This is a genomic window from Bradyrhizobium sp. USDA 376 (assembly GCF_054063675.1).
Genome location: NZ_JBSSGN010000001.1, coordinates 616,471 through 641,253 on the forward strand (window position 1 = coordinate 616,471; position 24,783 = coordinate 641,253).

Consider the following 24,783-nt stretch of genomic DNA (forward strand, 5'->3'; position numbering starts at 1 on the left):
CCGTTCAACACGTCAATTCAACCAGTCAGTTCAGCCAGAGCCGCGGCAGGGCCGCGCCGGTGCGCGCCAGCACGGCCATCATGTCGGCGCGCAAACGCGCCGCATCTTGGGCACAGAACCGCGCCATTGCAAAGCCATTCCATGCCGAGATTCCAACCTCGCCGGAGAAAGACTCCGATGCCTCCCGGATGCGCTCGACCAGGGCCTCGTCACCGGGCACGATCAGGGCCGTGCCGATCGCCGCGCCGCCCTTGGCCACGGCGGATCGCGCGAGCTTTGCGCCGATATCGCCGTCGAGCCGGACGGTTTCTGCGAACACCAGCTTGCCGCCGCGGCGCATCCGCCAGCGGTCGACGAACTCGCCCTGCTCCATCCGCTCGCCCATGGCGGTACGGCCGAACACCACGATCTCGCAAAGCAGGAGCGAGGCCGCCTCGTCGAGCTCGATGTCGAAACGGCGCTGCACGCGGGCGCGGTCGAACAGGATCGTCTCCTGCGGAAGCCAGGACAAATGCGCGCCCGCGCCGGCCTTCAGCGTGATATTGAGCTGCGCCGCCGCCCCCGGCGCGCGATAGACCTTTTCGGCAGCCGCCGTGGTCAGCGTCAGTCGCGCGCGATCCGCCGCCGATATCTCGATGTCGAAGCGATCGCCACCGGCAACGCCGCCGGCCGTGTTGACGAACACGCCGGACAGGCCCTGATCTTCCGGCGAGGGAAAGCGGACGCGAAGCGAACCGGATTCATGCAAGGCCCCGCGCCGCGTCACGCCATCGCGCGCATGCACGTCGAACCGCACCGCGCCCCGGGCGCGGTTGGCTTCGAATATTGTGGACGTGGCTGACAGTTTGCTGCGCATCCGTCTCCCCAGCCGGTCGCGGCGGGATTTCCTGGCTCACAGCGCCATCTGGCGGCTGATCTCGCTCGCGTCGAGGTTGGAGCGGTCGCAGGTGAATTTCACCGCGCCGCGATCCATCACCGCGAAACTGTCGCCGAGTTCGCAGGCAAAGTCGAGATATTGTTCGACCAGCACGATGGCGATGTTGCCGAGGTTGCGCAGATACGAGATAGCGCGGCCGATGTCCTTGATGATCGAGGGCTGGATGCCCTCGGTCGGCTCGTCGAGCAGGAGCAGCTTTGGCCGCATCACCAGCGCGCGGCCGATCGCGAGCTGCTGCTGCTGGCCGCCGGAGAGGTCGCCGCCGCGGCGGCCGAGCATGGATTGCAGCACCGGAAACAGCGAGAAGACGTCGTCCGGAATGTGCTTGTCCTCGCGCTTGAGTGGACCGAAGCCGGTCTTGAGGTTCTCCTCGACCGTCAGCAGCGGAAAGATCTCTCGACCCTGCGGCACGAAGCCGATGCCCTTGCGCGCCCGCTCGTAGGGCTTGAGGCCCGTGATGTCGTTGCCGTCGAACACGATCGCACCCGAGGAGATCGGATATTGGCCGACCATGGCGCGCAGCAGCGAGGTCTTGCCGACGCCGTTGCGCCCGAGCACGCAGGTCACCTTGCCGGGCTCGGCCGAGATCGAGACGCCGCGCAGCGCCTGCGCGGCGCCGTAGAACAGGTTGATGTCCTTGACCTCAAGCATTGCTCAGCGTCCCAGATAGACTTCGATGACCCGCTCGTTGGACGAGACCTGGTCGATGGTACCTTCCGCGAGCACCGTGCCTTCGTGCAGGCAGGTGACCTTGACGCCGAGCTCGCGCACGAACGTCATGTCGTGCTCGACCACCATCACGGTGTGGGTCTTGTTGATCTCTTTCAGCAGCTCGGCGGTGAGATGCGTCTCGACGTCGGTCATGCCGGCAACGGGCTCGTCGACGAGGAGCAGCTTCGGATCCTGCGCCAGCAGCATGCCGATCTCGAGCCATTGCTTCTGGCCGTGGCTGAGGCTGCCGGCCAGGCGGTTGCGGGCCTCGGTGAGGCGGATCGTCTCCAGCACCTTGTCGATACGCTCCGATTCCGCCTTGCTGCCGCGCCAGAACAGCGTGCCGCGGACCGAGTGGTCGACATTGAGCGCGAGCAGCAGATTGTCCTGCACGGTCTGGCTCTCGAACACGGTCGGCTTTTGGAATTTGCGGCCGATGCCGAGCTCGGCGATGCGGGTTTCGTCCAGGCGCGTGAGATCGGTGACGCCGTCGAACAGCACGGTGCCCTCGTCGGGCTTGGTCTTGCCGGTGATGATGTCCATCATCGTGGTCTTGCCCGCGCCGTTCGGGCCGATGATGGCGCGCATCTCGCCGGGCTCGAGCGTCAGCGACAAATTGTTGATGGCGTGGAAGCCGTCGAACGAGACGTGCACGCCGTCGAGATAGAGCATTGCGGAGGTCGCGCGGGTGTCCATGACGTTCATGACCGCTTACTCCGCCATCTTGGGTTCGGTGACGCCGTCTTCGGCCGCGGCGCTCGCAACAGCCGCCGCGGTGCGTTTTTCCTTGGACGAGGCCCACCAGGCATTGAAGGTGCCGACGATGCCCTTGGGCAGCAGCAGCGTCACCAGGATGAACAATGCGCCCAGCATGAACAGCCAGTACGGCGCCAGCACGCCCGAGGTGAAGAACGTCTTGGCGTAATTGACGACGACGGCGCCGAGCGCGGCGCCGACCAGCGTGCCGCGGCCGCCGACCGCGACCCAGATCACCGCCTCGATCGAGTTGCCGGGTGCAAATTCGCTCGGATTGATGATGCCGACCTGCGGTACGTAGAGCGCACCGGCAACGCCGGCCATGCAGGCCGACACGGTGAACACGAACAGCTTGTAGGATTCGACGCGGTAGCCGAGGAAGCGCGTGCGCGATTCCGCGTCACGCACCGCGATCAGCACTTTGCCGAGCTTGGAGGAGACGATGGCGCGGCAGATCAGGAAGCCGACGATCAGTGCCAGGCAGCTCAGCGCGAACAGCGCCGCGCGGGTGCCTTCAGCCTGCACGTTGAAGCCCAAAATGTCCTTGAAGTCGGTGAGGCCGTTGTTGCCGCCGAAGCCGAAATCGTTGCGGAAGAAGGCCAGCAGCAGCGCGTAGGTCATCGCCTGCGTGATGATCGACAGATACACGCCGGTGACGCGGGAGCGGAAGGCGAGCCAGCCGAAGCAAAAGGCGAGCAGGCCGGGCACGACCAGCACCATCAGCGCCGCGAACCAGAACATGTCGAAGCCGTACCAGTACCAAGGCAGCTTCGAATAGTTCAGGAACACCATGAAGTCGGGCAGAACAGGATTGCCGTAGACGCCGCGGGTGCCGATCTGCCGCATCAGGTACATGCCCATGGCGTAGCCGCCGAGCGCGAAGAAGGCGCCGTGGCCGAGCGAGAGGATGCCGCAATAGCCCCAGATCAGGTCGATGGCGAGCGCCAGGATGGCGTAGCAGACGTACTTGCCCCACAGCGCGACCAGATAGGTCGGCACCTGCAGGAACGAGCCTGCGGGCAGCAGCAGGTTGGACAGCGGGATCAGCACGCCCAGAGCGGCGACAACCAGCAGGAAGATCGTCGCGCCGCGGTCCAGCGATCGCGTCAGCATGTGAGGGGTCATGCTTCCACCGCACGGCCCTTGAGCGCGAACAGGCCGCGCGGCCGCTTTTGAATGAACAGGATGATGAGAACGAGGATCGCGATCTTGCCAAGCACGGCGCCGGCGACCGGCTCCAGGAACTTGTTGGCGATACCGAGCGTGAAGGCGCCGACCAGCGTGCCCCAGAGATTGCCGACGCCACCGAACACCACAACCATGAAACTGTCGATGATGTAGCTCTGGCCGAGATTGGGGCTGACATTGTCGATCTGCGACAGCGCCACGCCGGCGATGCCGGCAATGCCCGAGCCGAGGCCGAAGGTCAGCGCGTCGACGCGCGAGGTCGCGATGCCCATCGAGGCTGCCATGCGGCGGTTCTGCGTCACCGCACGCATCTCGAGGCCAAGCGCAGTGTAGCGCAGCATCGCGAGCAGGATCGCGAACACCGCGAGCGTGAAGCAGAGGATCCAGAGCCGGTTATAGGTGATGGTGATCTGGCCGAGCTCGAAGGCGCCGCTCATCCAGGAGGGGTTGCCGACCTCGCGGTTGGTCGGGCCGAACATGGTGCGCACCGCCTGCTGCAGCACCAGCGACAAGCCCCAGGTCGCGAGCAGCGTCTCCAGCGGACGGCCGTAGAGGAAGCGGATGATGCTGCGCTCGATCAAGACGCCGATCGCGCCGGCAACGAGGAAAGCGAGCGGCACGGCGATCAGCAGCGAATAGTCGAACAGGCCGGGATAGCGGGTGCGGATCACCTCCTGCACCACGAAGGTGGTGTAGGCGCCGATCATCACCATCTCGCCATGCGCCATGTTGATGACGCCCATCACGCCGAAGGTGATGGCGAGCCCGATCGCCGCGAGCAGCAGCACCGAGCCGAGCGAGAGGCCGTACCAGGCATTCTGCACCGTGGACCAGACCGCGAGCGAAGACTGGATCGAACTGATAGCGCTTGCTGCAGCCTTGGTCACCGAGGCCGGCTGGTCACCCATGCCGGTGAGCAGCGCCATCGCCTCCTGGTCGCCGCGCGCCTTGAGGGTGGCGACGGCCTCGAGCTTCTCGACCTCCGTGGCATCGGACTTGAACAGCAGGATCGCCGCGCGGGCCTCGCCGAGCGCAGCCTTGACGGATTTGTTGGTTTCCTTCGCGAGCGCGGCGTCGACGGCCTCGAGCGCGGTCTCCTCGTGCGACTTGAAGACGGATTGCGCGGCCTGCAGGCGCGTTCCGACATCGGGCGACTGCAGTGTCAGGCTGCCGAGCGCGGCATCGACGCTGCGGCGCAGGCGGTTGTTGAGGCGGACCGCGCTCGCACTGTCGGGAACGCTGGCGACGGGCTCGCCGGTCGCGGCATCGATCGACTTGCCGTCGGTGCCGGTGACGTAAACCTTCTTGCTATCCGGATCGGCCATCAACCGGCCGTCCTGGAGCGCGCTGATGATGGGAAAAGCCAGCTTGTTGCCGCTGCTGGCGATCGCGCCGACCGCTTCCTCGGTGTCGGAAAAATCGTCGTTGGCGAATTTGGCGACCGCATCCTCGAACGGACCCGCAAAGGCCGGCAGTGCGAACGCGATCAGAAGCAACGAGAGCAGGAGCGAACAGAGACGGGCGGACAAATTGGCTGGCACTGTGAATGACCCCGGCAGAAATAGGTGGGGAAGGCGGCGGGATCGCCGCCTTCCCCGATCGTGCAATGGAGCGTCAGACCCGGATCAGGAGCCCGAGCCGAGGCACTTGTTGGTCTTGGTGTTGAAGTTGCCGCACTTCTTGCCGACCCAGTCACCGATCAGGTCCTTGGAGCCGTCGAGCTCCTTCGACCAGGCGTCGCCCGCGACGAGGCCCGGGGTCTTCCAGACCACGTCGAACTGGCCGTTGCCCTTGATCTCGCCGATGAACACCGGCTTGGTGATGTGGTGGTTCGGCAGCATCTTCGACACGCCGCCGGTCAGGTTCGGCGCCTCGATGCCGGGAAGCGCATCGATCACCTTGTCCGGATCGGTCGACTTCACCTTCTCGACCGCCTTCACCCACATGTTGAAGCCGATCACGTGCGCTTCCATCGGGTCGTTGGTCACGCGCTTCGGATTCTTGGTGTAGGCCTGCCAGTCCTTGATGAACTTCTCGTTCGAGCCGTCCTTGGTCTTGATCGACTCGAAGTAGTTCCAGGCGGCGAGATGGCCGACCAGCGGCTTGGTGTCGATGCCGGCGAGCTCTTCCTCACCCACCGAGAACGCGACCACCGGGATGTCCTTGGCCTTGATGCCCTGGTTGCCGAGCTCCTTGTAGAAGGGAACGTTGGCGTCGCCGTTGATGGTCGAGACCACCGCGGTCTTCTTGCCGGCCGAGCCGAACTTCTTGATGTCGGCCACGATCGTCTGCCAGTCGGAGTGTCCGAACGGCGTGTAGTTGATCATGATGTCTTCCTGGGCGACACCCTTGGACTTCAGATAGGCTTCCAGGATCTTGTTGGTGGTGCGCGGATAGACGTAGTCGGTGCCCGCAAGCACCCAGCGCTTCACCTTCTCTTCCTTCATCAGATAGTCGACGGCGGGAATCGCCTGCTGGTTCGGCGCAGCACCCGTGTAGAACACGTTGCGCTCGCTCTCCTCACCCTCGTACTGCACGGGATAGAACAGGATACTGTTCAGCTCCTTGAACACGGGGAGTACCGACTTGCGCGACACCGAGGTCCAGCAGCCGAACACGACCGAGACCTTGTCCTTGGTGATCAGCTCGCGCGCCTTTTCGGCGAACAGCGGCCAGTTGGAAGCGGGATCGACGACGACGGCCTCGAGCTTCTTGCCGTTCACGCCGCCCTTCTTATTCTGCTCGTCGATCAGGAAGAGGATGGTGTCCTTCAGCGTGGTTTCGCTGATGGCCATGGTGCCGGAGAGGGAGTGAAGCACACCGACCTTGATGGTGTCGTCCGCGGCCTTGGCGCCGGTCAATGAGGCCAGACCGAGCATCAGTCCGGCGGTCGCGGCGAGCACGCCGCGGCGGCTAAATGACGCCGCTCTATCGCGAGTGGATTTGGTAAGCATTTGTGTATCATCTCCCTGACGCAGACGTGAAAAGACGCTGCGAAACGGCCCCACGGCCGCCTGCGATTAATGGAATCGCAAGAACCATGCCATGGCCTATACACGCATCAACTTATTGATTTTATTTGATAATTCGCCTCAAATCGGAGTTTCGCAGCCACTGCATTGCTCAAAACACGAGCAAATAAAATGTATGCTAATGCGGCAGACAGTTTAATTATTGAGCAGAATGACGCTTCTGTCTAAATTTCCGGCATAACTATTTTTGCACCGCAACCGCGGTTTGGGGCCAACTTGCCTTGAAAGCGCCCCCTCGATGTTCCATATGAACGGCCGAGACCTCTTGCGAATCAAGGGGTCGTAGCGAGCCGCGTGTTCTTAAGCCCTCTACGGGCCTCTGGCTTGCCCCACATCTCCCAAGCCATCCGACACCCCAAACACGCAGGTGTCTTCTTGACACCCTTTTGCGCGCGCCGCGCTGAATGCGCCGGGCGCCCGCTTTTGACATGGAAAGAACCCATCTTTTGACTTCGTTTCAGGACTTCGGCCTCGCCGAACCGATCGCCCGTGCTCTCGCCGAAGAGAACTACGTCACCCCCACCCCCATCCAGGCCCAGACTGTTCCCATTGCGCTCACCGGCCGCGACGTCGTCGGCATCGCCCAGACCGGCACCGGCAAGACCGCATCCTTCGCGCTGCCGATTCTGCACCGCCTGCTCGAGAACCGCATCAAGCCGCAGCCCAAGACCGCCCGCGTCCTGGTGCTGTCGCCGACCCGCGAGCTGTCCGGCCAGATCCTCGACAGCTTCAACGCCTATGGCCGCCACATCCGCCTGTCCTCGACGCTGGCCATCGGCGGCGTTCCGATGGGCCGCCAGGTCCGCGCCCTGATGCAGGGCGTCGACGTGCTCGTCGCCACCCCCGGCCGCCTGCTCGACCTCGTGCAGAGCAACGGATTGAAGCTTTCAAGCGTTGAATTCCTCGTACTCGACGAGGCCGACCGCATGCTCGACATGGGCTTCATCAACGACATCCGCAAAATCGTCGCCAAGCTGCCGATCAAGCGGCAGACGCTGTTCTTCTCGGCCACCATGCCGAAGGACATCGCCGAGCTCGCGGATTCCATGCTGCGCGATCCCGCCCGCGTCGCGGTGACCCCGGTGTCCTCGACCGCCGAGCGGATCAACCAGCGCATCCTGCAGGTCGACTTCTCGGCCAAGCCCGCCTTCCTGACCAAGCTGCTGAAGGACGAGCCGATCAACCGTGCGCTGGTCTTCACCCGCACCAAGCACGGCGCCGACAAGGTCGTGAAGACGCTCGAAAAGGCCGGCATCCCCGCCAGCGCCATCCACGGCAACAAGTCGCAGAACCATCGCGAGCGCACGCTGGCGCAGTTCCGCTCCGGTGAAATCCGTACGCTGGTCGCCACCGACATCGCCGCCCGCGGCATCGACGTCGACGGCATCACCCACGTCATCAATTTCGACCTGCCCAACGTGCCCGAGACCTATGTCCATCGCATCGGCCGCACCGCGCGCGCCGGGGCCGACGGCACCGCGATCTCGCTGGTCGCAGGCGGTGAGGAACTCAGCTATCTCCGCGACATCGAGCGGCTGATCAAGGTGGCGCTGCCGCGCGAAGACCTCCGCACCGATGCCGGCCGCCGGGATGCGGGTCCTCCCGCGCCGCAGCAACGGCAGGGCCGCGGAGGCCGCCCGGGCCAGCGTCCGCAAGGCGCACGGCACGGTGACGGACGTCGGGCCGACGAAAGGCATGGCGACGGACGTCACCATAGCGCCGGCAAGCAGGGCGACGGACGCCCCGGTGAAGGCCGGCACGGCGGCGACGCGCGGCATGTTGACGGACGATTCAACGACGGCCAGAACGCCTCGAAGGGGTCTCGCCGCCGCCGCCGCTCCGGTGCTAATAAGCTGGGACATTCGCAAACCGATCGGTCGGAACAGCGTCCCGCGCATAGCGCCGGCAAGCCTGATGGGATACAAGGCGTGGCCTTTCTGCGCCGTGAGAGTCGGCCGAACGGCCAATCGACCCGCAAACCCTATTCGCACTAGCCGTCCACGACCTGGAGATATCAATGGCTAAGGAAGAGCTGATCCAGTTCGAAGGACTGGTCACCGAAATCCTCCCCGACGCCCGCTACCGCGTGCAGCTCGACGCCGGACACGAGATCGTCGCCTACACCGCCGGCAAGATGAAGAAGAACCGCATCAAGACGCTCGCGGGCGACCGCGTGACGGTGGAGATGTCGCCTTATGATCTCGAGAAGGGCCGACTGATTTTCCGTCACAAGGACGAACGTCCCGCAACGGCCGGCGGACCGCCGCGCGGTGGGCCGCAGCGCGGTGGCCAGTTCCGCCGCCGCTAAGCGCCGAAGGCTCGATCCGCGCGCATGCGCGGAATTAAAATGCTGACCTGTATGCTGATCTGCCGTGTTCAACACGGCGGATCAAAAAATCGTGCACGTCCCGATTGTTTTGAGACCCCATTTCCAATAAAATGAATTAATCGATTTTCGGCCGGACGACATTGGCATCCACCGGTACAGCCGGTTCAGACACGCTGACGACCCTTCCAGAAATTCGATCTAACCTGTCCGCGCGAGCGGGCTCTTACATTGTTTATCTGAGAGGGAACTACCCCGTGAGCATGGGAACCGTGAAGTGGTTTAACGCGACCAAGGGCTTCGGCTTCATCCAGCCCGACGATGGCGGCAAGGACGTGTTCGTGCACATCAGCGCCGTCGAGCGCGCCGGCCTCGGCACGCTGCGCGAAGGCCAGAAGATCTCCTACGAGATCGTCGCCGATCGCCGGTCCGGCAAGTCGGCCGCCGACAATCTTCGCTCCGCCGGCTGAGCCCACGGACCTTCGGTCCGGATCAGCTCAAACGAGCAAGTCAAACAACAATGGAAAAGGCCGTGCGCGACGCACGGCCTTTTTCATGTTGGAGGCCGGTGCACTCAGTAGGTCGTGCAGGCCGTATCCGGGCTGTAGTAGACGCAGGTCGACTGGCGCGGCCTCGTATAGGCGACGTCGCTCAGCGTGATCGCGCTCTTGAGCGCATAGCCGACCGACGGCGTGTAGGTGTAGCTGACCTCGCTGAAGATCAGATAGGTGCCGCCGATTGCGAGCGTCGTGGGGATCGTCACTGCGGACTTCGGCGTCCGTGGCACCGATCCCTTGCTCCACTGCACATGCGCCTGCAGGCTCGAGGGATCGACATAGAGCTCGGTGATCGTCGCCAAGACCGGCGAGGTGGCATAGGGCGTCATGATGCCTGTCGAGGCGGCGAAGAAATTGGTCATGTCGGTATCGCCGACCGACGTCGACTGCGAGGTGAGGTCCGACAGCGTCCGCGCCATCAGCGTCACCTTGCGATCGATCGCCACCGCCGACGAGAACTCGACCGTGCCGAAGAACATCACCAGCATCAGCGGCACGACCACCGCGAATTCGGTGGCCGCAAGACCTCTGCCATCGGCAAGGAATTCCTGCGCGGAAAGACGCATCGCCCGCCGGATTTTCGCAATCGCCTGCATCGTTCCGCCGATCCGTTGGTCTATTGTTTGAGCATGATCTTTTCGGAAAACCGCTATGCACTTTTCCGGATCATGCTCTAGTAGGGCTCGTTCTTGAACGCGGCCGTGGCCACCAGCAGCCGCTTGCTGCCGGTGAGATTGGCGATGTTGTAGCCAAGCCCGGTCACGAACAGCGGCCACTGGTAGAACAGCCGCACCACCACGATGTCGCCGGCGCTGCCCGGGCTGTAGCTCATGCTCGTATCGAAACTGCCGGAGCCGTCGATGTGGCTCGACAGCGTGACCGCAGAGAAGGACGAGTAGCTCGTGACGTCGACGTAGAGCTTGCTGCAATCGAACAGTGCCGGGATCTGGCTGCAGACGTAGGTCTTGAACGTCGCTTGCGTGCACGGCGTGCCGACGCCGGACACCGCGCAGGCGGTGACTGAACCGGATTGCGCCTGCCCGGTCAGAACCACCCGCGCAGAATTCTGCGTGATGGTCTCGAGCACCTGGCTCGCGAAGAACATGAGCGCCGTCTCGATGATGGCAAACAGCAACGCGAAGAAGATCGGCGCGACCAGTGCGAACTCGACGGCCGCGGACCCGCGGCGGTTGCCGCGAAACCGGCGCAGCACGGCTCGGAGCGTGAACCTCACGGGTGCAGGCGTTGGCATCGCGTCAAATTTCCCCAGTGTTCCAGGACGGCCGCGGCCGGCGGAACACGCCGTTAAGGGATCGTTAACCCGAGACGATCCGAGGCGCACTAGTTGACCGCCGGACGGAGAGGACTGGCGAGCGCAGTCGTCTGGACCAGACCGCACGATCCGGCCCCCGCCAATCGGACTTGCTCGCTGGTCCTGCTAGTTGGTCTTGGCACCCGCGCCGGCATTGCCGCTGGCATTGCTGCTCAGCGAACCGGCCTGGCCCATCGTGGTGTTGAAGTAGTTGTCGCTGTCGCCCAGCGTCACGCGGCGCTGGCAAAGCGGCAGGCAGCTGTAGGACTCGCGCTCAACCCCGCGATAGACGGTCACGAGCCGATCGCTCGGACCTTCGACCTGGATCTGGCGGTCGACCAGGATTTCGCCGGCCCGGTCCAGCGCGATGAAATTGGTGGCGCCGTAGCCCTTTCCGGTCACGACGATCATACCGCCGGGCTGGAGTGTGACGTCGGCGATCAGGGGGTTGCCGACCACGATGGTCGCAACCTTGCCGGGCAGCCGGACCAGCTTGGCCTGGTCGACATTGACGGCGATGGTATCGGCGGTGGATTCGGCAAGGCCGGCAGAAGGCGATGCCAGCACCGCGGCCGCAACCAGAAGACAGACGCGCGCATGGCGGCGCAGCAGTTGTTTACGCATACTCTTACCCCCGGGACGTCACAAACCGGCAGAAGCGATCTGATAGCAGCGGAGCCGGTGCCCGACCCCGCTAACCTGCCCTCAATTCGTGAACGTTCCGCAAACTCGCCTTCTATTGTTTGAACGGACTGACGATTTGCCGCTCTCGAGGAGCCTCAAGCGCGATGAGATTGGGATGAATCGTCATCGCGCTTTAGGTTGTTGTTTACGCATGATCTTTCCGGAAAACCGCCTCGCACTTTTCCGGATCATGCTTTAACGGCGGAACGGATAGGCAAGCTGCCCTCCGATCTCCTTCGGCATGGTCGCTTCGTCCTTGCCGTAGTCCTGCGGCAGTTTCCCCTCCGGCATGCGGAAGGTGCCGAACAGCACGTCCCAGATCGGGAACGTCCCGGCGAAATTGGTGTCGCCGCCGTCTTCGAGCGGGGTGTGATGCCAGCGGTGGAATACCGGCGTCGCCAGCACGTATTTGAACGGCCCGAAGGTCCAGTTCAGGTTGGCGTGCACGAAGGCCGAATGGAAGGTCGTGAACGGGGAGACCCAGATCATGACGTTCGGCGAGATGCCGGCCATCAGCAGCACGACGTCGACCCCGATGGTGCCGAGCACGAGATTGACGGGATGGAAGCGGGCAGCCGAGATCCAGCTGATCTCCTCGGAGGAGTGATGGATCGCGTGGTACTTCCAGAACCCGCCGCCATGGAAGAGCCGGTGCAGCCAGTACAGCATGAAGTCCGACAGCACCAGGAACAGCACGGCCTGCACCCAGACCGGCAATTGCGCCAGCGGGCCGTGGCCGTTGTCGTAGAAGGCGATGAGATCGTCGGCGTCGTGGATGTTGAAGAAGACGCTCGCCCCGACGATCAGGAGCCCGATCCGCATGGTGCGGGCAAATACGGGCACGAAGAACCAGTAGCAGATGTCGGTGACGATCTCCCGCTTGCGCCACCACGGCACGCCGGGATTGCAGGCCCAGAAATGCTCGAGCACCGTGAAGACCAGCGCGAGCACGAAAGTGACGGGGACCACCTTCGCGATGGTCTCGCCGAGCATCAGGGCGACTTGCATGGGCAGGCTCGACATCGTCGCCTCTCTTCCGAATTGCTGGTTCTTCTACGCCTACTCCGCGAAATTTAAGGGAGCGTGAAAGCCGGCGGCGCAGTTGCACTGCGTCCGGAACCGGAGCGAAATTCAATAAGCGCCTTAAGGTGAAATTCACTCTGGGCAAAAGCATCGCGCGGGAATTGGGTTTACACGATCGAATTAACTCTACCGAAAGAGCTCGGCTCTCATGGTCATCGCGTCAACGACAGCGCCGAACGAGGCGATCTCACCCCAGATGGAGTATGTTCATGAAGAACTTGATTGCGCGTTTCGCGAAGGATGAATCCGGCGCCACCGCCATCGAATACGGCCTGATCGCCGCCGGCATCGCGCTGGCCATCATCACCGTCGTCAACAACCTCGGCAGCACGCTGAACACCAAGTTCGGCTCGATCAGCAGCTCGCTGAAGTAAGCGACCGACAAACGACGGCAAGAGCCCCGGACCTCCGGGGCCTTTGTTTTTCTGAGTACGGCGAGTTCCAGTGGCGTTGCGAAAGTACAGAACCGATGCCGCGGTTGCGGCGAGCGAGGCGCAGCCGGCGCCGACCGGCTCGCCGGCCTATTGGGTGTGCCTTGCACTGCTGCTGGCAACGGTCGCGCTCGCCGCGCGCATAGCCAGCCTCTGGTGAACATGCCTCTGGCGGGCTATTGCCCGTCCAGTCCGCTGCTGCCGTTGTCGGTTTGTTTAGCACTGCCGGCTAGCATCACGCGACGCCAGATCCCGCGACAAATCCAGGCCTCAAGACGCAGCCCATGATCCTCGACCTTGCGCGCCTCCTGCTCTTCCCGGCCCTGATGGCGTTCGCCGCCGCGAGCGATCTCTTCACGATGACCATCTCGAACCGTGTGTCGCTGGCACTGATCGCGGGCTTCTTCGTGCTCGCCCTTGCCGGTGGCATGGCACCTTACGAGATGCTCAGTCATGTCGGCGCCGGCGCGCTTCTGCTGGTCGTGGCCTTCACCTGCTTCGCGATGGGCTGGGTCGGCGGCGGCGACGCCAAGGTCGCAGCCTCCGTCGCGCTCTGGTTCGGCTTCGCGCACCTCATGAACTTCCTGCTCTATGCTTCGTTGTTCGGCGGAGCGCTGACGCTGCTCCTGCTCCAGTTCCGGCAATGGCCGTTGCCTTACGGCCTCGCCGGCCAGGCTTGGCTTGCACGACTGCACGCCAAGGAGACCGGTATTCCCTACGGCATCGCGCTCGCGCTGAGCGCGCTGATGGTCTACCCGGAGACCGAATGGGTGAAGGCGATCGACCTCGCTCACCTCGCACTGCGCTGAACGCCCCGGGTAAACCCGGCGTTAAGGCGATTTAGATACGCCTCATTAACCATGCTTTGACGAATAGCTGGTCAACTGCCGATTACGGCGGCGGCAGCGTCGCGGCGTTTTTGTTGGAAAGTGAAGCGTATGAATAGGGCACGCATTGTCGTCCTGACGGTCGCTCTCTGCGCCGGCGGTGTCGCCGCGTACCTGGCGAGCGGCTCGGACAATTCTGCGCCGCCCCCAGCGGCTCCGGTCGCGCAGCTTCCGACCGTCGACGTGCTGGTGGCCAAGAACGACATCGGTCTCGGCCAAACCGTCAAGCCTGAAGACGTGCAATGGCAGACCTGGCCGGCCGCGACCGCCAGCGCCACCTTCATCCGCCGCAACGAGCGCCCGGAGGGCGCGACCCAGGTGACAGGCTCGATCGCACGCGCCCCCTTCATCCAGGGTGAGCCGATCCGCGATCAGAAGCTGGTCAAGCCGGAGGGCTCCGGCTTCATGGCGGCGATCCTGCCCACCGGCATGCGCGCGATCTCGACCGAGATCTCGCCGGAGACCGGCGCAGGCGGCTTCATCCTGCCCAACGATCGCGTCGACGTGCTTCTGACCCGCCGCCTCAAGAACCCGGATCAGAGCAGCGGCGCCCCCGATATCATCACCTCCGAGATCATCCTGGCCAACATTCGCGTCCTGGCCATCGACCAGGCGCCGAAGGAAAAGGACGGCCAGAACGCGGTGGTCGGCAAGACCGTCACCCTCGAGCTCAATCCCGCGCAGACGGCGACGCTGTCCGCCGCGCGCCAGAGCGGCACGCTGTCGCTGGCGCTGCGCAGCATCGTCGACGTCAAGATGAGCGAGATCACGCTCGACGATTCCGCACAGAAGCGCGATGGCGTTTCGATCATTCGCTACGGTATCCCGAGCGCGACGGCAAAGGCACGATGAGGGCAGTCTATATGAATTGCAGGGCAGATTTGACGACGATGCGAACCTCAATGGTCCGCGCCCTGTCGTTTTCGGCCGCCCTCGCGCTGGTGCTCAACCCGGCGCTGACCCCCGTGGTCGCCGCCGACTACCGCCCCGTGGCACCGGCCGCCGCCGACGGCCAGATGAACGCGCGCTTCCTTTCGCTCGGCGTCGGCAAATCGATCGTGATCGACCTGCCGCGCGACATCAAGGACGTGCTGGTCGCCGACCCCAAGATCGCCAATGCGGTGGTGCGCTCGGCGCAGCGCGCCTACATCATCGGTGCCTCGGTCGGACAGACCAACATCGTGTTCTTCGATTCCGCCGGCCAGCAGATTGCGGCCTACGACATCGCGGTCAAGCGCGACCTCAACGGCGTGCGCGCCGCATTGAAGCAGGTCCTGCCCAATTCCGACATCCAGATCGACGGGCTCGGCGAGGGTGTCGTTCTGACCGGCAGCGTGGCTAGTCCAATGGAGGCGCAGCAGGCCAACGAACTCGCCGCGCGCCTCGCCGGCGGCGCCGACAAGGTGGTGAACTCGATCGTGGTCCGCGGCCGCGACCAGGTCATGCTGAAGGTGACGGTGGCCGAGGTCCAGCGCAGCATCGTCAAGCAGCTCGGCATCGACCTCTCCGCGAACCTGAACTACGGCACCTCGGTGGTGAGCTTCACCAACTCGAACCCGTTCACGGCCCTGGGCCGCAATCTCGTGGATGGCAATAATCTGACCACGAAGTTCGGCACGTCGGTGCAGGCCACGCTGCGCGCGATGGAAACCGCGGGCGTGATCCGGACGCTGGCGGAACCGAACCTGACCGCGATCTCCGGCGAGTCGGCGACCTTCATCGCCGGCGGCGAATTCCCGGTGCCGGCAGGCTATGCCTGCGATCCCACCACGCATGTCTGTACCACCCAGATCAGCTTCAAGAAGTTCGGCATCTCGCTCAACTTCACCCCCGTCGTTCTGACCGAGGGCAAGATCAGCCTGCGCGTGATGACCGAGGTCTCGGAGCTCTCGAACGAGAATTCGATCACGCTGTCGCAGGCGGTGACGTCGACGTCGGTGAACTCGCTGACGGTGCCTTCGATCCGGACCCGCCGCGCCGAGACCTCGCTGGAAATTCCCTCCGGCGGCGCGATGGCGATGGCCGGCCTGATCCAGCAGCAGACCAAGCAAGCGGTGAGCGGACTGCCGGGGCTGATGCAGCTTCCGGTCCTCGGCACGCTGTTCCGCAGCCGCGACTTCGTCAACAACGCGACCGAGCTGGTCGTGATCGTGACGCCTTATGTCGTTCGCGCAACAGCGCCGAAGGACCTGTCACGACCGGATGACGGCTTCGCCGCGCCTGCCGACCCGCAGGCCGAGCTGATCGGCAACATCAACCGCATCTATGGCGTGCCTGGCCGGACCGAACCGGCCCGGAACTACCGTGGCACCTACGGCTTCATTACCGACTGAGGCGGAACGGGGACTTCAAGATGATCACAAGACCACCCCAGCTTCGCAAACGCGCCATCGGCTTCGGCGGCGCGCTCGTCGGCATCGCGCTTGCGCTCGGCGGCTGCCAGCACGACGAGGTGACGACGGCCTCCATCCCCGACGACTACAAGCAGCGTCACCCGATCGCGGTCGAGGAGCAGAACCGCTCGATCGTCGTCTTCGTCGGCCACGCCCGCGGCGGATTGACCGCCGCCCAGCGCGCCGACGTGATGGGCCTGGCATCGGCCTGGCTGCACGAAGGCACCGGCGCCATTCATATCGACGTGCCGTCCGGCACGCCGAATGCGCGCCCGGCGGCCGAGTCGATGCGTGAAATCCAGGCGATGCTGAGTGCTGCCGGCATTCCGCCGCGCGGCATCATCACCCGCCCCTACCAGCCGCAAGACAAGCGTTTCCTGCCGCCGATCCGGCTGACCTATTCCAGGATCGCCGCGGTCGCGGGTCCCTGCGGCCTGTGGCCGGAGGACATCGGCCCCTCGATGAAGAACAAGAGCTGGTTCGAGAACAAGGACTATTACAATTACGGCTGCGCCTACCAGCGCAACATGGCCGCCATGGTCGACAACCCGGCGGACCTCGAGCAGCCGCGTTCGGAATCGCCGTCCTACACGACGCGGCGCACCGCCGCGTTCGAGAAGTATCGCAAGGGGACTCCGACGGCAGTCATCTATCCTGAAGCCGAAAAGGCCAAACTCAGCGACACCGGCAAATGATCAGCTACGCTCGCCAGCCCCAAGAAGAGCAGCCGGAAGCAGCGCTCCCGCCGGTCGAGGAGCATATTGCGCCGGCGCCGCGCGTTTCGGTCCAGGCTTTCTGCGAGACCGTGGAGACCGCTGCGGCGGTGCAGTCGGCCGGCGAGGATCGCCGCCTCGGCAAGGCCCACCTGAAGATCCAGATGGGCGGCATGGCCGCCGCGATCGAAGCCTACCGCTCGGCCCCCACGCCGAACGTGATCGTGCTCGAGAGCGACGGCCGCAACGACCTCTTGGGCGGCCTCGACCAGCTCGCCACCGTCTGCGACGCCGGCACCCGCGTGGTGGTGATCGGCCGCATCAACGACGTCACGCTCTATCGCGAGCTGGTGCGTCGCGGCGTCAGCGACTATGTGCTCGCGCCGGTCGGCCCCATCGACGTCGTGCGCTCGATCTGCAACCTGTTCTCCGCACCGGAAGCCAAGGCGGTCGGCCGCATCATCGCGGTGGTCGGCGCCAAGGGCGGCGTCGGCGCATCCACCATCTCCCACAACGTGGCCTGGGCGATCGCGCGCGATCTCGCGATGGACGCGGTGGTCGCCGATCTCGACCTCGCCTTCGGCACCGCCGGGCTCGACTACAATCAGGACCCGCCGCAAGGCATTGCCGACGCCGTGTTCTCGCCCGATCGCGTCGATACCGCCTTCATCGACCGTCTGCTGTCGAAATGCACCGACCACCTCAGCCTGCTGGCGGCGCCCGCCACGCTCGATCGGGTCTATGATTTCGGCACCGACGCCTTCGATGCCGTGTTCGACACGCTGCGCTCCACCATGCCGTGCATCGTGCTCGACATCCCCCACCAATGGTCGGGCTGGACCAAGCGCGCCCTGATCGGCGCGGACGACATCCTGATCGTGGCGTCGCCGGACCTTGCCAATCTGCGCAACACCAAGAACCTGTTCGATCTGCTGAAGGCCTCGCGCCCGAACGACCGGCCGCCGCTCTACTGCCTCAACCAAGTCGGCGTCCCCAAGCGGCCCGAAATCGCCGCCGCCGAGTTCGCCAAGGCGATCGAGAGCCAGCCGGTCGTCTCGATCCCGTTCGAGCCGCAGATCTTCGGCTCGGCAGCCAACAACGGCCAGATGATCGCGGAGATCTCCGCCAACCACAAGTCGATCGAGATGTTCCTCCAGATCGCCCAGCGCCTCACCGGCCGCAGCGAGACGAAGAAACAAAAGTCGTCCTTGCTTTCACCCCTGATTGAGAAGTTGCGGGGAAAATAAGCCGCCGCATGGAGTTGTTAAGTGTTCGGTAAGCGTAGCGGAACAGACACCGACCTTCGGGCCCCCAAGCCCGGCGCCGTGTCGCCAGAGCCTGCCCCGGCTCCGGCGCCGACGGTGTCGCGCGCGCCGCCCCCGCCGGCCGTCGCCTCGCCGCCGCTCGCCCCGATCAAAGCCCCGCCGCCGCCTCCCATGGAGAACCGGCGCTCTGACAATTATTACGAGGTCAAGGCGACCATCTTCGGCGCGCTGATCGAAGCGATCGACCTCGCCCAGCTCGCCAAGCTCGATTCGGAATCGGCCCGCGAGGAAATCCGCGACATCGTCAACGAGATCATCGCGATCAAGAACATCGTGATGTCGATCGCCGAGCAGGAGGAACTGCTCGACGACATTTGCAACGACGTGCTCGGCTACGGTCCGCTGGAGCCGCTGCTGTCGCGCGACGACATCGCGGACATCATGGTCAACGGCGCCAACACCGTCTACATCGAGGTCGCCGGCAAGATCCAGCGTACCGGCATCCGCTTCCGCGACAACCAGCAGCTCCTCAACATCTGCCAGCGCATCGTCAGCCAGGTCGGCCGGCGCGTCGACGAATCCTCGCCAATCTGCGACGCACGCCTCGCCGACGGCTCCCGCGTCAATGCCATCGTGCCGCCGCTGTCGATCGACGGGCCCGCGCTCACCATCCGCAAGTTCAAGAAGGACAAGCTGACGCTGGATCAGCTCGTCAAGTTCGGCGCGATCTCGCCGGAGGGCGCCGAGATCCTCCAGATCATCGGTCGCGTCCGCTGCAACGTGCTGATCTCCGGCGGTACCGGTTCGGGCAAGACCACGCTGCTCAACTGCCTCACCAACTACATCGAACACGACGAGCGCGTCATCACCTGCGAGGACGCCGCCGAGCTCCAGCTGCAGCAGCCCCATGTGGTGCGGCTCGAGACCCGCCCGCCCAACATCGAGGGTGAGGGCCAGGTCACCATGCGCGAGCTGGTGCGCAACTGCCTGCGTATGCGTCCTGAACGGATCATCGTCGGCGAAGTCCGCGGACCCGAGGCGTTCGACCTGCTGCAGGCCATGAACACCGGCCATGACGGCTCGATGGGCACGCTGCACGCCAACAATCCGCGCGAGGCGCTCTCGCGCTGCGAATCCATGATCACGATGGGCGGCTTTTCCCTTCCGTCGCGAACAATTCGCGAGATGATCTGCGCCTCGATCGACGTCATCGTCCAGGCGGCGCGCCTGCGCGACGGTTCGCGCCGCATCACCCACATCACCGAGGTGATGGGCATGGAAGGCGACACCATCATCACCCAGGACATCTTCGTCTACGACCTCATCGGCGAGGACGCCAACGGCAAGATCATCGGCCGGCACCGCTCGACCGGCATCGGCCGTCCGAGGTTCTGGGAACGCGCCCGCTATTACGGCGACGAGAAGCGCCTTGCCGCCGCGCTCGACGCTGCGGAAGCGGCACCGACGAAATGAGCGGGTCAGCGACGCCATGAACATGCAGGTCCTCGCCCTCGCCTTCCTCGCCACCGCCGCTGTCGGCGGCATCGCCTGGGTCTTCCTCTACCCGTTGCTGTCGGGAGAACGGCAAGCGGAGAACCGCCGCGCCTCGATCGCGCGCGCCGACGCGCCGGCGGCCAAGCAGACCGAAAAGAGCCAGCGATCGCGCCGCGAGCAGGTCGAGAGCTCGCTGAAGGATCTCGAGGCACGGCGTCAGCAGGAGAAGAGCGTTCCGCTCAGCGTCCGCCTGTCGCAGGCGGGGCTGGACTGGACACCGCAGAAATTCTGGATCGTGTCCGCCGTCGTGGCGGGCGTGCTGTTTGCGGCCGCCATGTTCGTCGGCGGCGGCCTGCTCGGCGCCGCCGGCCTTGCCTTTGCCGGCGGCTTCGGCCTGCCGCGCTGGGCACTCGGCTTCCTGAAGAAGCGTCGCGAAGCCAAATTCCTGAAGGCGCTGCCCGACGCCGTCGACGTGATCGTCCGCGGCATCAAGGCGGGCCTGCCGCTGTTCGAATCGATCAAGGTCGTCGCCGCCGATTCGCCCGAGCCGCTGCGCAGCGAGTTCCTGGCGATCATCGAGACGCAGGCGATCGGCATGCCGCTCGGCGAAGCCTGCTCGCGCCTCTACGACCGGATGCCGCTGCCGGAAGCCAATTTCTTCGGGATCGTCATCTCGATCCAGCAGAAGTCGGGCGGCAATCTCTCCGAAGCGCTCGGCAACCTCTCCAAGGTGCTGCGTGACCGCAAGAAGATGAAGGAAAAGATCCAGGCGATGTCGATGGAAGCCAAGGCCTCGGCCGGCATCATCGGCTCGCTGCCGCCGATCGTGATGTTCCTCGTTTATCTCACGACGCCGCACTACATCTCGCTGCTGTGGACCCATCCTACCGGCCAGCTCATGCTGGTCGGCTGCGTCATCTGGATGTCGATCGGCATCATGGTGATGAAGAAGATGATCAACTTCGATTTCTGACGGTGGCGTATGGTCGAATTTCTCGTTTCGAAACTGCATGACGTCCGCTTCATGACCATGCTGCTGGCGGCCATCGCCGCCAGCGCCACCGTCTATACGCTGGTGATGCCGCTGTTCGCCGGCGAAGGCCTCTCCAAGCGCATGAAGGCGGTGGCAAGCGAACGCGAACGCATCCGGCAGCGCGAGCGCGACCGTCTCAACAAGAACGAAAAGGTCTCGCTGCGCCAGACGCCGAAGCAGATCGTCTCCAAGGTCGTCGAGGACTTCAACCTCACCAAATGGCTCGCGCAGGAAGCCGCCCGCGACAAGCTCATCATGGCGGGCTACCGCGGCCAGGCGCCCTACATCACCTTCCTGTTTGCGCGCATGGTCGCTCCGCTCGTGCTGTTCATGGGCTCGATCCTGTACGTGTTCCTGATCGCGCACATGGAAAAGCCGCTGCCGGTCAAGATCGGTATCTGCATCGGCGCCGCCTATGCCGGCCTGCAGGCGCCGATGCTGTTCCTCAAGAACGCGATCTCCAAGCGCCAGCTCTCGATCAGGCGCGCCTTTCCCGACGCGCTCGACCTGCTGCTGATCTGCATCGAATCCGGCATGTCGGTCGAAATGGCGTTCCGGAAGGTCGCCGCCGAGATCGTGGGCCAGTCGATCGCGCTGTCGGAAGAGTTCGCGCTGACCACCGCCGAGCTGTCCTATTTGCAGGACCGCAAGGTGGCCTACGAGAACCTGGCGCGGCGCACCGGGCTCGAGGGCGTCAAATCGGTGTGTCTCGCGCTTCAGCAGGCGGAACGTTACGGCACTCCGCTCGGGCACTCGTTGCGCGTCATGGCGCAGGAAAACCGCGACATGCGCATGAACGAGGCCGAGAAGAAGGCGGCCGCGCTGCCGCCGAAACTGACGGTGCCGATGATCCTGTTCTTCCTGCCGGTGCTGTTCGTCGTCATTCTCGGCCCGACGGGCATCAAGATCTCCGAGCTGCAGTGACGCGGAAGGCGGACCGCGTGCGGTCCGCCTCGGCGAAGTCAGGACGAGGCGATCTGGGGGCGGATCAGTCGGACTGACTGAGCGAGGCGACCGGCGTCCGCTTCGGCGCGCCGCGCGGACCCTCGCTGCGGCTCAGCATGTCCTTGAGATAGGCGACGTTGGCCGCGGCCTGGTCCGGCGGCAGGTCCGCCTTCACGATGGTCTCGGCCTCGGCGAAGCGGCCCTGGAGACCGACGACCAGGCCGAGATTCTGCCGCACCCGGCTACTGGCGCGCGGCGAGGCGTAGGCCTGCCGCAGTGCCTCCTCGGCCTTGGGCAGGTCCTTCGACAGCATGTAGGACAGGCCGAGATTGGAGAGCACGCCGGGATCGCCCGGTGCGATCTTCAGCGCGCTCGCATAATAGGAGCGCGCCTCCTCGTGGCGGCCCATCTGATCGAGTGCCGTGCCCTGCACCGAGAGCAGGCGCCAATCCGGATTGTCGGGCGAATGCGCCTTCGACAGCACGTCGAAAGCCTGCTGGAAATTGCCGTTGTCGGCGAGCGCGCGGCCGTACTGGGCGAGCAGCAGCTTGTTGCCGGGATTGGCGATGGTCGCCTGCTCGAGCACGGCGGCGGCTTGGGCGCGCTGGCCATTGGCACGCAGGGCCTGGCCATAGCCGAGCGCGGCCTCGGCGTCCTTGGGATTGGCACGGTAACGCTCGCCATAGACTTCGACGGCGCGCGCGGGATCGGCGGGGGCTGCCTCCGCGCGCGATCCGGTCGACCCGATCGAGCCGGTGACGTCGGAGAGCTTTGACATTGCCGTGCAGCCGCCAAGGCTGATCGCCACCATCGCGACGAGCGAGGCAGACGCGAGAAGCCGGGCAGGACTGAACCGTTGACGCATGTCGCTTTGACTCTCGAGCGGATGGATCGAGCCGAACGCGCCAGCAATAGACTGTTAACCCTAATGGCCGGTTAACGCCGGGCGCCCTCACGGCGGCGTCTGCGGCGGGGCCTCGTCGCCGAGCCCCAGATCGAGGCCGAGCACTTTCATTTGCTCGTTCAGGTCCCGCAGCAGTTGCAGCACCTGCGCCTCGACGTCAGTCCCCATACGCAGCTTTCCCTGGCATTCGCGCCGGAGATCCTCACGGCTGACCAGACGCCTCGCAAGGAGCTCGTCGAGCTGAATCTGATCGATGCCAAGCACGCCGGCGGATTGCTCGACCAGCCGGCGCAGCAGCAACGCCACCGCGGCAATCGCATCGGCATCATGCCCGGACGCCGACCTCGAGTACTTGCGGTCGAGATCGGCCCAGGCCTGAGTGGTGACGAGATAGGTGTGGAGCGCATTCGCGGAGGCCGGCTCGCCGTCGGCGTAGAAGGCACGGCGCATCAGCAGCCGCCGCGCCAGTGCCGCCATTTGATCCCGCGTCAGTGTCGCGATTGAAGCGATCTCGATCGCCGCCTGGACGGCCGGGTCGCGGGAGCAATCTCGCCCCGCCGGCAGGCGGATTACGCCATCCGGCAGGTTCGAGTCGAGCAGGCGGAAGCCGCCGCCATCGCGCGGCCGCGAATGGCGCGCGATCGCAAATCCATATTCGGAATTGCCGGCATCGGACATCGGGCCGAAATGGATGATGTTGAAGCCGGCATCGTCGCCGCCCTGCCCGGTCGAGGATGGACAGGACAGCACGTAGATGGTGCGCCAGAACGCTTCACTGCCCGCGCTCCGCGTCGCACGCGGATCCGGAATCGAATAGCGGGTCAGTCCCTCGACATGCCGGTGACCGTGCAGAACCAGATCGACGTTGAGCGAGGTCGCCGCTTCGAGGAAGGTGGCGGGCGCGGCGAGATACATCAACGGCTCATCCGGCGCGCCGAGAAACCGCTTTGCTTCGCCGGTCGCCTGCGGCAGCGGATGATGGTGCAGCGCCAGCACCCGCACCAGGTTTTCGGCCGGCTCGGAATAATCGGCGCGTCCCGCCGATCCAAGGCTGCCTGCGAGCTCGACACTCAGCCTGGCGGAATCGGCAACCATCGTGCTGTAGGTGCCCTGGTCGATATTGCCGCTCGCCAGCGTCGTGAGGCTTGCACGATTGGAATCCAGCAGCACCAGATCAAGGCCGGCCTGGCGGTAGTAGACGCTCTTCGAGGTACGCGGCAGATGCAGGTAATCATAGACGTCGTGACGGCCCGCACGCTGGCTCGCCCGCTTGACGTCGTGATTGCCGGCGACCGCCTGGATGTCGGTGAACAGCCCGGTCTGCCGGAAGGATGCGATGACCGCGAGCGCTTCGTCGAGCGCACGCGGCGTCGGGTCATCGACGAGATCGCCCGTGATCAGCAGGATGCGATCGGGAATGTCGGCGAAGTCCGCCATCCTCTCGCGCAGAGCAGCGCCGAGCGCCTCGATCGCCGCGAGCAGCCGGCCTGACCCGTCCAGATGCAGGTCGGAGATCTGCGCAATAACGAACGATCTATCCATTCTGCGCCGCTCATTTCGAATGCTGCGCCGCCCAAAACAATGAGAGAAATGCCTTCGACGAATAGGTTGAAGCCGGTCCCTGCCCCGGGCAAGGATCAGCCCGGAGCAAGGATCAACGTGTGCCGCCGCATTTCTGCGCTCCATGCGTGCATACGCGCACGGCACAATCTAAAATATTCGCCAATGATGCCACAACCGTAGCGCTAGTAAAGCCCCATGGCCGCGCTCTCGTGAACAGCAGTTCTCAACATGAATACGAGAGCTGCCGCACAGCGGTTTCGTCTCGTCCGATCAATATTCGATGGCAAGCCGCTTGCGGATTTCGTCGACGCGCTTGTCGAGCGCATCGAAGCGTGCGTGGACGGAGCGGTCGTGAAGATAAAAGACGTAGCCGCCGGCAAGGAAGGCAAAGATCCAATGATGATGCTCGACATAGCCGAAGATCGCCTCGACGGCCTGGCCGATGAATGTGACCACGCTCCACACAAATTCCATTGCATTCCCTCCCGGCAGGCCTCGCCTCCGGCCGCCGGCGATCTGCGTCCGCCTGGCGGCCATTGCCGGAACCTAGCATGGGCCACTTGCTGCGA

Annotated in this window: 26 protein-coding genes; 13 read left to right on the forward strand and 13 right to left on the reverse strand. The window is 64.5% G+C overall.

Annotated features, from left to right (window positions below; genetic code table 11):
* Positions 1-25: 25 nt before the first annotated feature.
* From ACVJ19_RS02710 to urtA, 6 genes are all read right to left on the reverse strand, one after another.
* A complete protein-coding gene (locus tag ACVJ19_RS02710) occupies positions 26-856 on the reverse strand; it encodes an urease accessory protein UreD (RefSeq protein WP_453947914.1) in 831 nt (276 codons plus the stop codon).
* A 36-nt stretch (positions 857-892) separates the two neighbouring features.
* Positions 893-1,588 carry an urea ABC transporter ATP-binding subunit UrtE gene (urtE, locus tag ACVJ19_RS02715; protein WP_183247111.1) on the reverse strand — a complete coding sequence of 232 codons (696 nt, stop codon included), beginning with the start codon at positions 1,586-1,588 and terminating at the stop codon, positions 893-895.
* A 3-nt stretch (positions 1,589-1,591) separates the two neighbouring features.
* The gene (gene urtD / locus ACVJ19_RS02720; protein WP_018646608.1) at positions 1,592-2,353 is read right to left on the reverse strand and encodes an urea ABC transporter ATP-binding protein UrtD; all 762 of its coding nucleotides are present in this window, start codon (positions 2,351-2,353) and stop codon (positions 1,592-1,594) included.
* A gap of 6 nt (positions 2,354-2,359) precedes the next feature.
* A complete protein-coding gene (gene urtC, locus ACVJ19_RS02725; protein WP_453947915.1) occupies positions 2,360-3,529 on the reverse strand; it encodes an urea ABC transporter permease subunit UrtC in 1,170 nt (389 codons plus the stop codon).
* The gene (gene urtB, locus ACVJ19_RS02730) at positions 3,526-5,133 is read right to left on the reverse strand and encodes an urea ABC transporter permease subunit UrtB (protein WP_453947916.1); all 1,608 of its coding nucleotides are present in this window, start codon (positions 5,131-5,133) and stop codon (positions 3,526-3,528) included. The genes urtC and urtB overlap by 4 nt, the downstream gene beginning before the upstream one ends.
* 84 nt (positions 5,134-5,217) lie before the next feature.
* Positions 5,218-6,546: an urea ABC transporter substrate-binding protein gene (gene urtA, locus ACVJ19_RS02735; RefSeq protein WP_453947917.1), complete on the reverse strand. Its 1,329-nt coding sequence runs from the start codon at positions 6,544-6,546 to the stop codon at positions 5,218-5,220.
* Between the two features lie 482 nt (positions 6,547-7,028).
* Between urtA and ACVJ19_RS02740 the strand changes: the two genes are divergently transcribed.
* The 3 genes from ACVJ19_RS02740 (at position 7,029) to ACVJ19_RS02750 (ending at position 9,420) form a co-directional block, all read left to right on the forward strand.
* Positions 7,029-8,618: a DEAD/DEAH box helicase gene (locus ACVJ19_RS02740; RefSeq protein WP_456739348.1), complete on the forward strand. Its 1,590-nt coding sequence runs from the start codon at positions 7,029-7,031 to the stop codon at positions 8,616-8,618.
* Positions 8,619-8,641: 23 nt separating this feature from the next.
* Positions 8,642-8,932: a translation initiation factor IF-1 gene (infA, locus tag ACVJ19_RS02745; protein WP_008546913.1), complete on the forward strand. Its 291-nt coding sequence runs from the start codon at positions 8,642-8,644 to the stop codon at positions 8,930-8,932.
* Between the two features lie 275 nt (positions 8,933-9,207).
* Positions 9,208-9,420 (forward strand): cold-shock protein, encoded by a 213-nt coding sequence (locus ACVJ19_RS02750; RefSeq protein WP_011084262.1) that lies wholly within the window; start codon positions 9,208-9,210, stop codon positions 9,418-9,420.
* Positions 9,421-9,524: 104 nt separating this feature from the next.
* Here the strand turns inward: ACVJ19_RS02750 and ACVJ19_RS02755 are convergent, their stop codons facing one another.
* The 4 genes from ACVJ19_RS02755 to ACVJ19_RS02770 form a co-directional block, all read right to left on the reverse strand.
* Positions 9,525-10,103, reverse strand: a complete 579-nt coding sequence (locus ACVJ19_RS02755; protein ID WP_453947918.1) for a TadE/TadG family type IV pilus assembly protein — start codon at positions 10,101-10,103, stop codon at positions 9,525-9,527.
* 77 nt (positions 10,104-10,180) lie between these two features.
* Positions 10,181-10,759, reverse strand: coding sequence for a TadE/TadG family type IV pilus assembly protein (locus tag ACVJ19_RS02760; protein WP_453947919.1), 579 nt, complete (start codon positions 10,757-10,759; stop codon positions 10,181-10,183).
* A 186-nt stretch (positions 10,760-10,945) separates the two neighbouring features.
* Positions 10,946-11,443 carry a pilus assembly protein N-terminal domain-containing protein gene (locus tag ACVJ19_RS02765; RefSeq protein WP_211402790.1) on the reverse strand — a complete coding sequence of 166 codons (498 nt, stop codon included), beginning with the start codon at positions 11,441-11,443 and terminating at the stop codon, positions 10,946-10,948.
* Positions 11,444-11,698: 255 nt separating this feature from the next.
* Positions 11,699-12,526, reverse strand: a complete 828-nt coding sequence (locus ACVJ19_RS02770; protein WP_453947920.1) for a sterol desaturase family protein — start codon at positions 12,524-12,526, stop codon at positions 11,699-11,701.
* Between the two features lie 269 nt (positions 12,527-12,795).
* On the opposite strand from ACVJ19_RS02770, the gene ACVJ19_RS02775 reads away from it, so the two are divergent.
* The 10 genes from ACVJ19_RS02775 to ACVJ19_RS02820 all read left to right on the forward strand — a co-directional run bounded on the left by ACVJ19_RS02775 (position 12,796) and on the right by ACVJ19_RS02820 (position 21,726).
* A complete protein-coding gene (locus ACVJ19_RS02775) occupies positions 12,796-12,960 on the forward strand; it encodes a Flp family type IVb pilin (RefSeq protein ID WP_018646598.1) in 165 nt (54 codons plus the stop codon).
* 70 nt (positions 12,961-13,030) lie between these two features.
* A complete protein-coding gene (locus ACVJ19_RS02780; protein WP_453947921.1) occupies positions 13,031-13,177 on the forward strand; it encodes a hypothetical protein in 147 nt (48 codons plus the stop codon).
* 124 nt (positions 13,178-13,301) lie between these two features.
* Positions 13,302-13,826 (forward strand): A24 family peptidase, encoded by a 525-nt coding sequence (locus tag ACVJ19_RS02785; protein ID WP_453947922.1) that lies wholly within the window; start codon positions 13,302-13,304, stop codon positions 13,824-13,826.
* A gap of 129 nt (positions 13,827-13,955) precedes the next feature.
* Complete coding sequence (gene cpaB, locus ACVJ19_RS02790) at positions 13,956-14,756, forward strand: Flp pilus assembly protein CpaB (protein ID WP_453947923.1); 801 nt, start codon at positions 13,956-13,958, stop codon at positions 14,754-14,756.
* 11 nt (positions 14,757-14,767) lie between these two features.
* Positions 14,768-16,237, forward strand: a complete 1,470-nt coding sequence (locus ACVJ19_RS02795; RefSeq protein WP_453955060.1) for a type II and III secretion system protein family protein — start codon at positions 14,768-14,770, stop codon at positions 16,235-16,237.
* A 20-nt stretch (positions 16,238-16,257) separates the two neighbouring features.
* Positions 16,258-16,992: a CpaD family pilus assembly protein gene (locus ACVJ19_RS02800; protein ID WP_453947924.1), complete on the forward strand. Its 735-nt coding sequence runs from the start codon at positions 16,258-16,260 to the stop codon at positions 16,990-16,992.
* Positions 16,989-18,257, forward strand: a complete 1,269-nt coding sequence (locus ACVJ19_RS02805; protein ID WP_453947925.1) for an AAA family ATPase — start codon at positions 16,989-16,991, stop codon at positions 18,255-18,257. The genes ACVJ19_RS02800 and ACVJ19_RS02805 overlap by 4 nt, the downstream gene beginning before the upstream one ends.
* Before the next feature lie 21 nt (positions 18,258-18,278).
* Positions 18,279-19,748: a CpaF family protein gene (locus tag ACVJ19_RS02810; protein WP_453947926.1), complete on the forward strand. Its 1,470-nt coding sequence runs from the start codon at positions 18,279-18,281 to the stop codon at positions 19,746-19,748.
* A 16-nt stretch (positions 19,749-19,764) separates the two neighbouring features.
* Positions 19,765-20,742, forward strand: a complete 978-nt coding sequence (locus tag ACVJ19_RS02815; protein ID WP_453947927.1) for a type II secretion system F family protein — start codon at positions 19,765-19,767, stop codon at positions 20,740-20,742.
* A 9-nt stretch (positions 20,743-20,751) separates the two neighbouring features.
* Positions 20,752-21,726, forward strand: a complete 975-nt coding sequence (locus ACVJ19_RS02820) for a type II secretion system F family protein (protein WP_453947928.1) — start codon at positions 20,752-20,754, stop codon at positions 21,724-21,726.
* A 64-nt stretch (positions 21,727-21,790) separates the two neighbouring features.
* Here ACVJ19_RS02820 and ACVJ19_RS02825 read toward each other — a convergent pair whose 3' ends face one another.
* The 3 genes from ACVJ19_RS02825 to ACVJ19_RS02835 all read right to left on the reverse strand — a co-directional run bounded on the left by ACVJ19_RS02825 (position 21,791) and on the right by ACVJ19_RS02835 (position 24,688).
* Positions 21,791-22,612 (reverse strand): tetratricopeptide repeat protein, encoded by an 822-nt coding sequence (locus tag ACVJ19_RS02825; protein ID WP_453947929.1) that lies wholly within the window; start codon positions 22,610-22,612, stop codon positions 21,791-21,793.
* 87 nt (positions 22,613-22,699) lie between these two features.
* On the reverse strand, positions 22,700-24,193 hold the full coding sequence (locus ACVJ19_RS02830; RefSeq protein WP_453947930.1) for a metallophosphoesterase family protein: 1,494 nt from the start codon (positions 24,191-24,193) through the stop codon (positions 22,700-22,702).
* Between the two features lie 291 nt (positions 24,194-24,484).
* Complete coding sequence (locus ACVJ19_RS02835) at positions 24,485-24,688, reverse strand: hypothetical protein (protein WP_183247077.1); 204 nt, start codon at positions 24,686-24,688, stop codon at positions 24,485-24,487.
* Between the last annotated feature and the right edge of the window lie 95 nt (positions 24,689-24,783).

Coding starts and splice junctions, on each gene's coding strand:
- urtD (WP_018646608.1), bottom strand. CDS start 2,353: ATGAACGTCATGGACACCCGCGCGACCTCCGCAATGCTCTATCTCGAC.
- ACVJ19_RS02805 (WP_453947925.1), top strand. CDS start 16,989: ATGATCAGCTACGCTCGCCAGCCCCAAGAAGAGCAGCCGGAAGCAGCG.
- infA (WP_008546913.1), top strand. CDS start 8,642: ATGGCTAAGGAAGAGCTGATCCAGTTCGAAGGACTGGTCACCGAAATC.
- ACVJ19_RS02815 (WP_453947927.1), top strand. CDS start 19,765: ATGAACATGCAGGTCCTCGCCCTCGCCTTCCTCGCCACCGCCGCTGTC.
- ACVJ19_RS02765 (WP_211402790.1), bottom strand. CDS start 11,443: ATGCGTAAACAACTGCTGCGCCGCCATGCGCGCGTCTGTCTTCTGGTT.
- ACVJ19_RS02710 (WP_453947914.1), bottom strand. CDS start 856: ATGCGCAGCAAACTGTCAGCCACGTCCACAATATTCGAAGCCAACCGC.
- ACVJ19_RS02785 (WP_453947922.1), top strand. CDS start 13,302: ATGATCCTCGACCTTGCGCGCCTCCTGCTCTTCCCGGCCCTGATGGCG.
- ACVJ19_RS02775 (WP_018646598.1), top strand. CDS start 12,796: ATGAAGAACTTGATTGCGCGTTTCGCGAAGGATGAATCCGGCGCCACC.
- ACVJ19_RS02755 (WP_453947918.1), bottom strand. CDS start 10,103: ATGCAGGCGATTGCGAAAATCCGGCGGGCGATGCGTCTTTCCGCGCAG.
- ACVJ19_RS02795 (WP_453955060.1), top strand. CDS start 14,768: ATGAATTGCAGGGCAGATTTGACGACGATGCGAACCTCAATGGTCCGC.
- urtC (WP_453947915.1), bottom strand. CDS start 3,529: ATGACCCCTCACATGCTGACGCGATCGCTGGACCGCGGCGCGACGATC.
- ACVJ19_RS02835 (WP_183247077.1), bottom strand. CDS start 24,688: ATGGAATTTGTGTGGAGCGTGGTCACATTCATCGGCCAGGCCGTCGAG.
- ACVJ19_RS02825 (WP_453947929.1), bottom strand. CDS start 22,612: ATGCGTCAACGGTTCAGTCCTGCCCGGCTTCTCGCGTCTGCCTCGCTC.
- ACVJ19_RS02770 (WP_453947920.1), bottom strand. CDS start 12,526: ATGTCGAGCCTGCCCATGCAAGTCGCCCTGATGCTCGGCGAGACCATC.
- ACVJ19_RS02800 (WP_453947924.1), top strand. CDS start 16,258: ATGATCACAAGACCACCCCAGCTTCGCAAACGCGCCATCGGCTTCGGC.
- cpaB (WP_453947923.1), top strand. CDS start 13,956: ATGAATAGGGCACGCATTGTCGTCCTGACGGTCGCTCTCTGCGCCGGC.
- ACVJ19_RS02760 (WP_453947919.1), bottom strand. CDS start 10,759: ATGCCAACGCCTGCACCCGTGAGGTTCACGCTCCGAGCCGTGCTGCGC.
- urtA (WP_453947917.1), bottom strand. CDS start 6,546: ATGCTTACCAAATCCACTCGCGATAGAGCGGCGTCATTTAGCCGCCGC.
- urtE (WP_183247111.1), bottom strand. CDS start 1,588: ATGCTTGAGGTCAAGGACATCAACCTGTTCTACGGCGCCGCGCAGGCG.
- ACVJ19_RS02740 (WP_456739348.1), top strand. CDS start 7,029: ATGCGCCGGGCGCCCGCTTTTGACATGGAAAGAACCCATCTTTTGACT.
- ACVJ19_RS02820 (WP_453947928.1), top strand. CDS start 20,752: ATGGTCGAATTTCTCGTTTCGAAACTGCATGACGTCCGCTTCATGACC.
- ACVJ19_RS02830 (WP_453947930.1), bottom strand. CDS start 24,193: ATGGATAGATCGTTCGTTATTGCGCAGATCTCCGACCTGCATCTGGAC.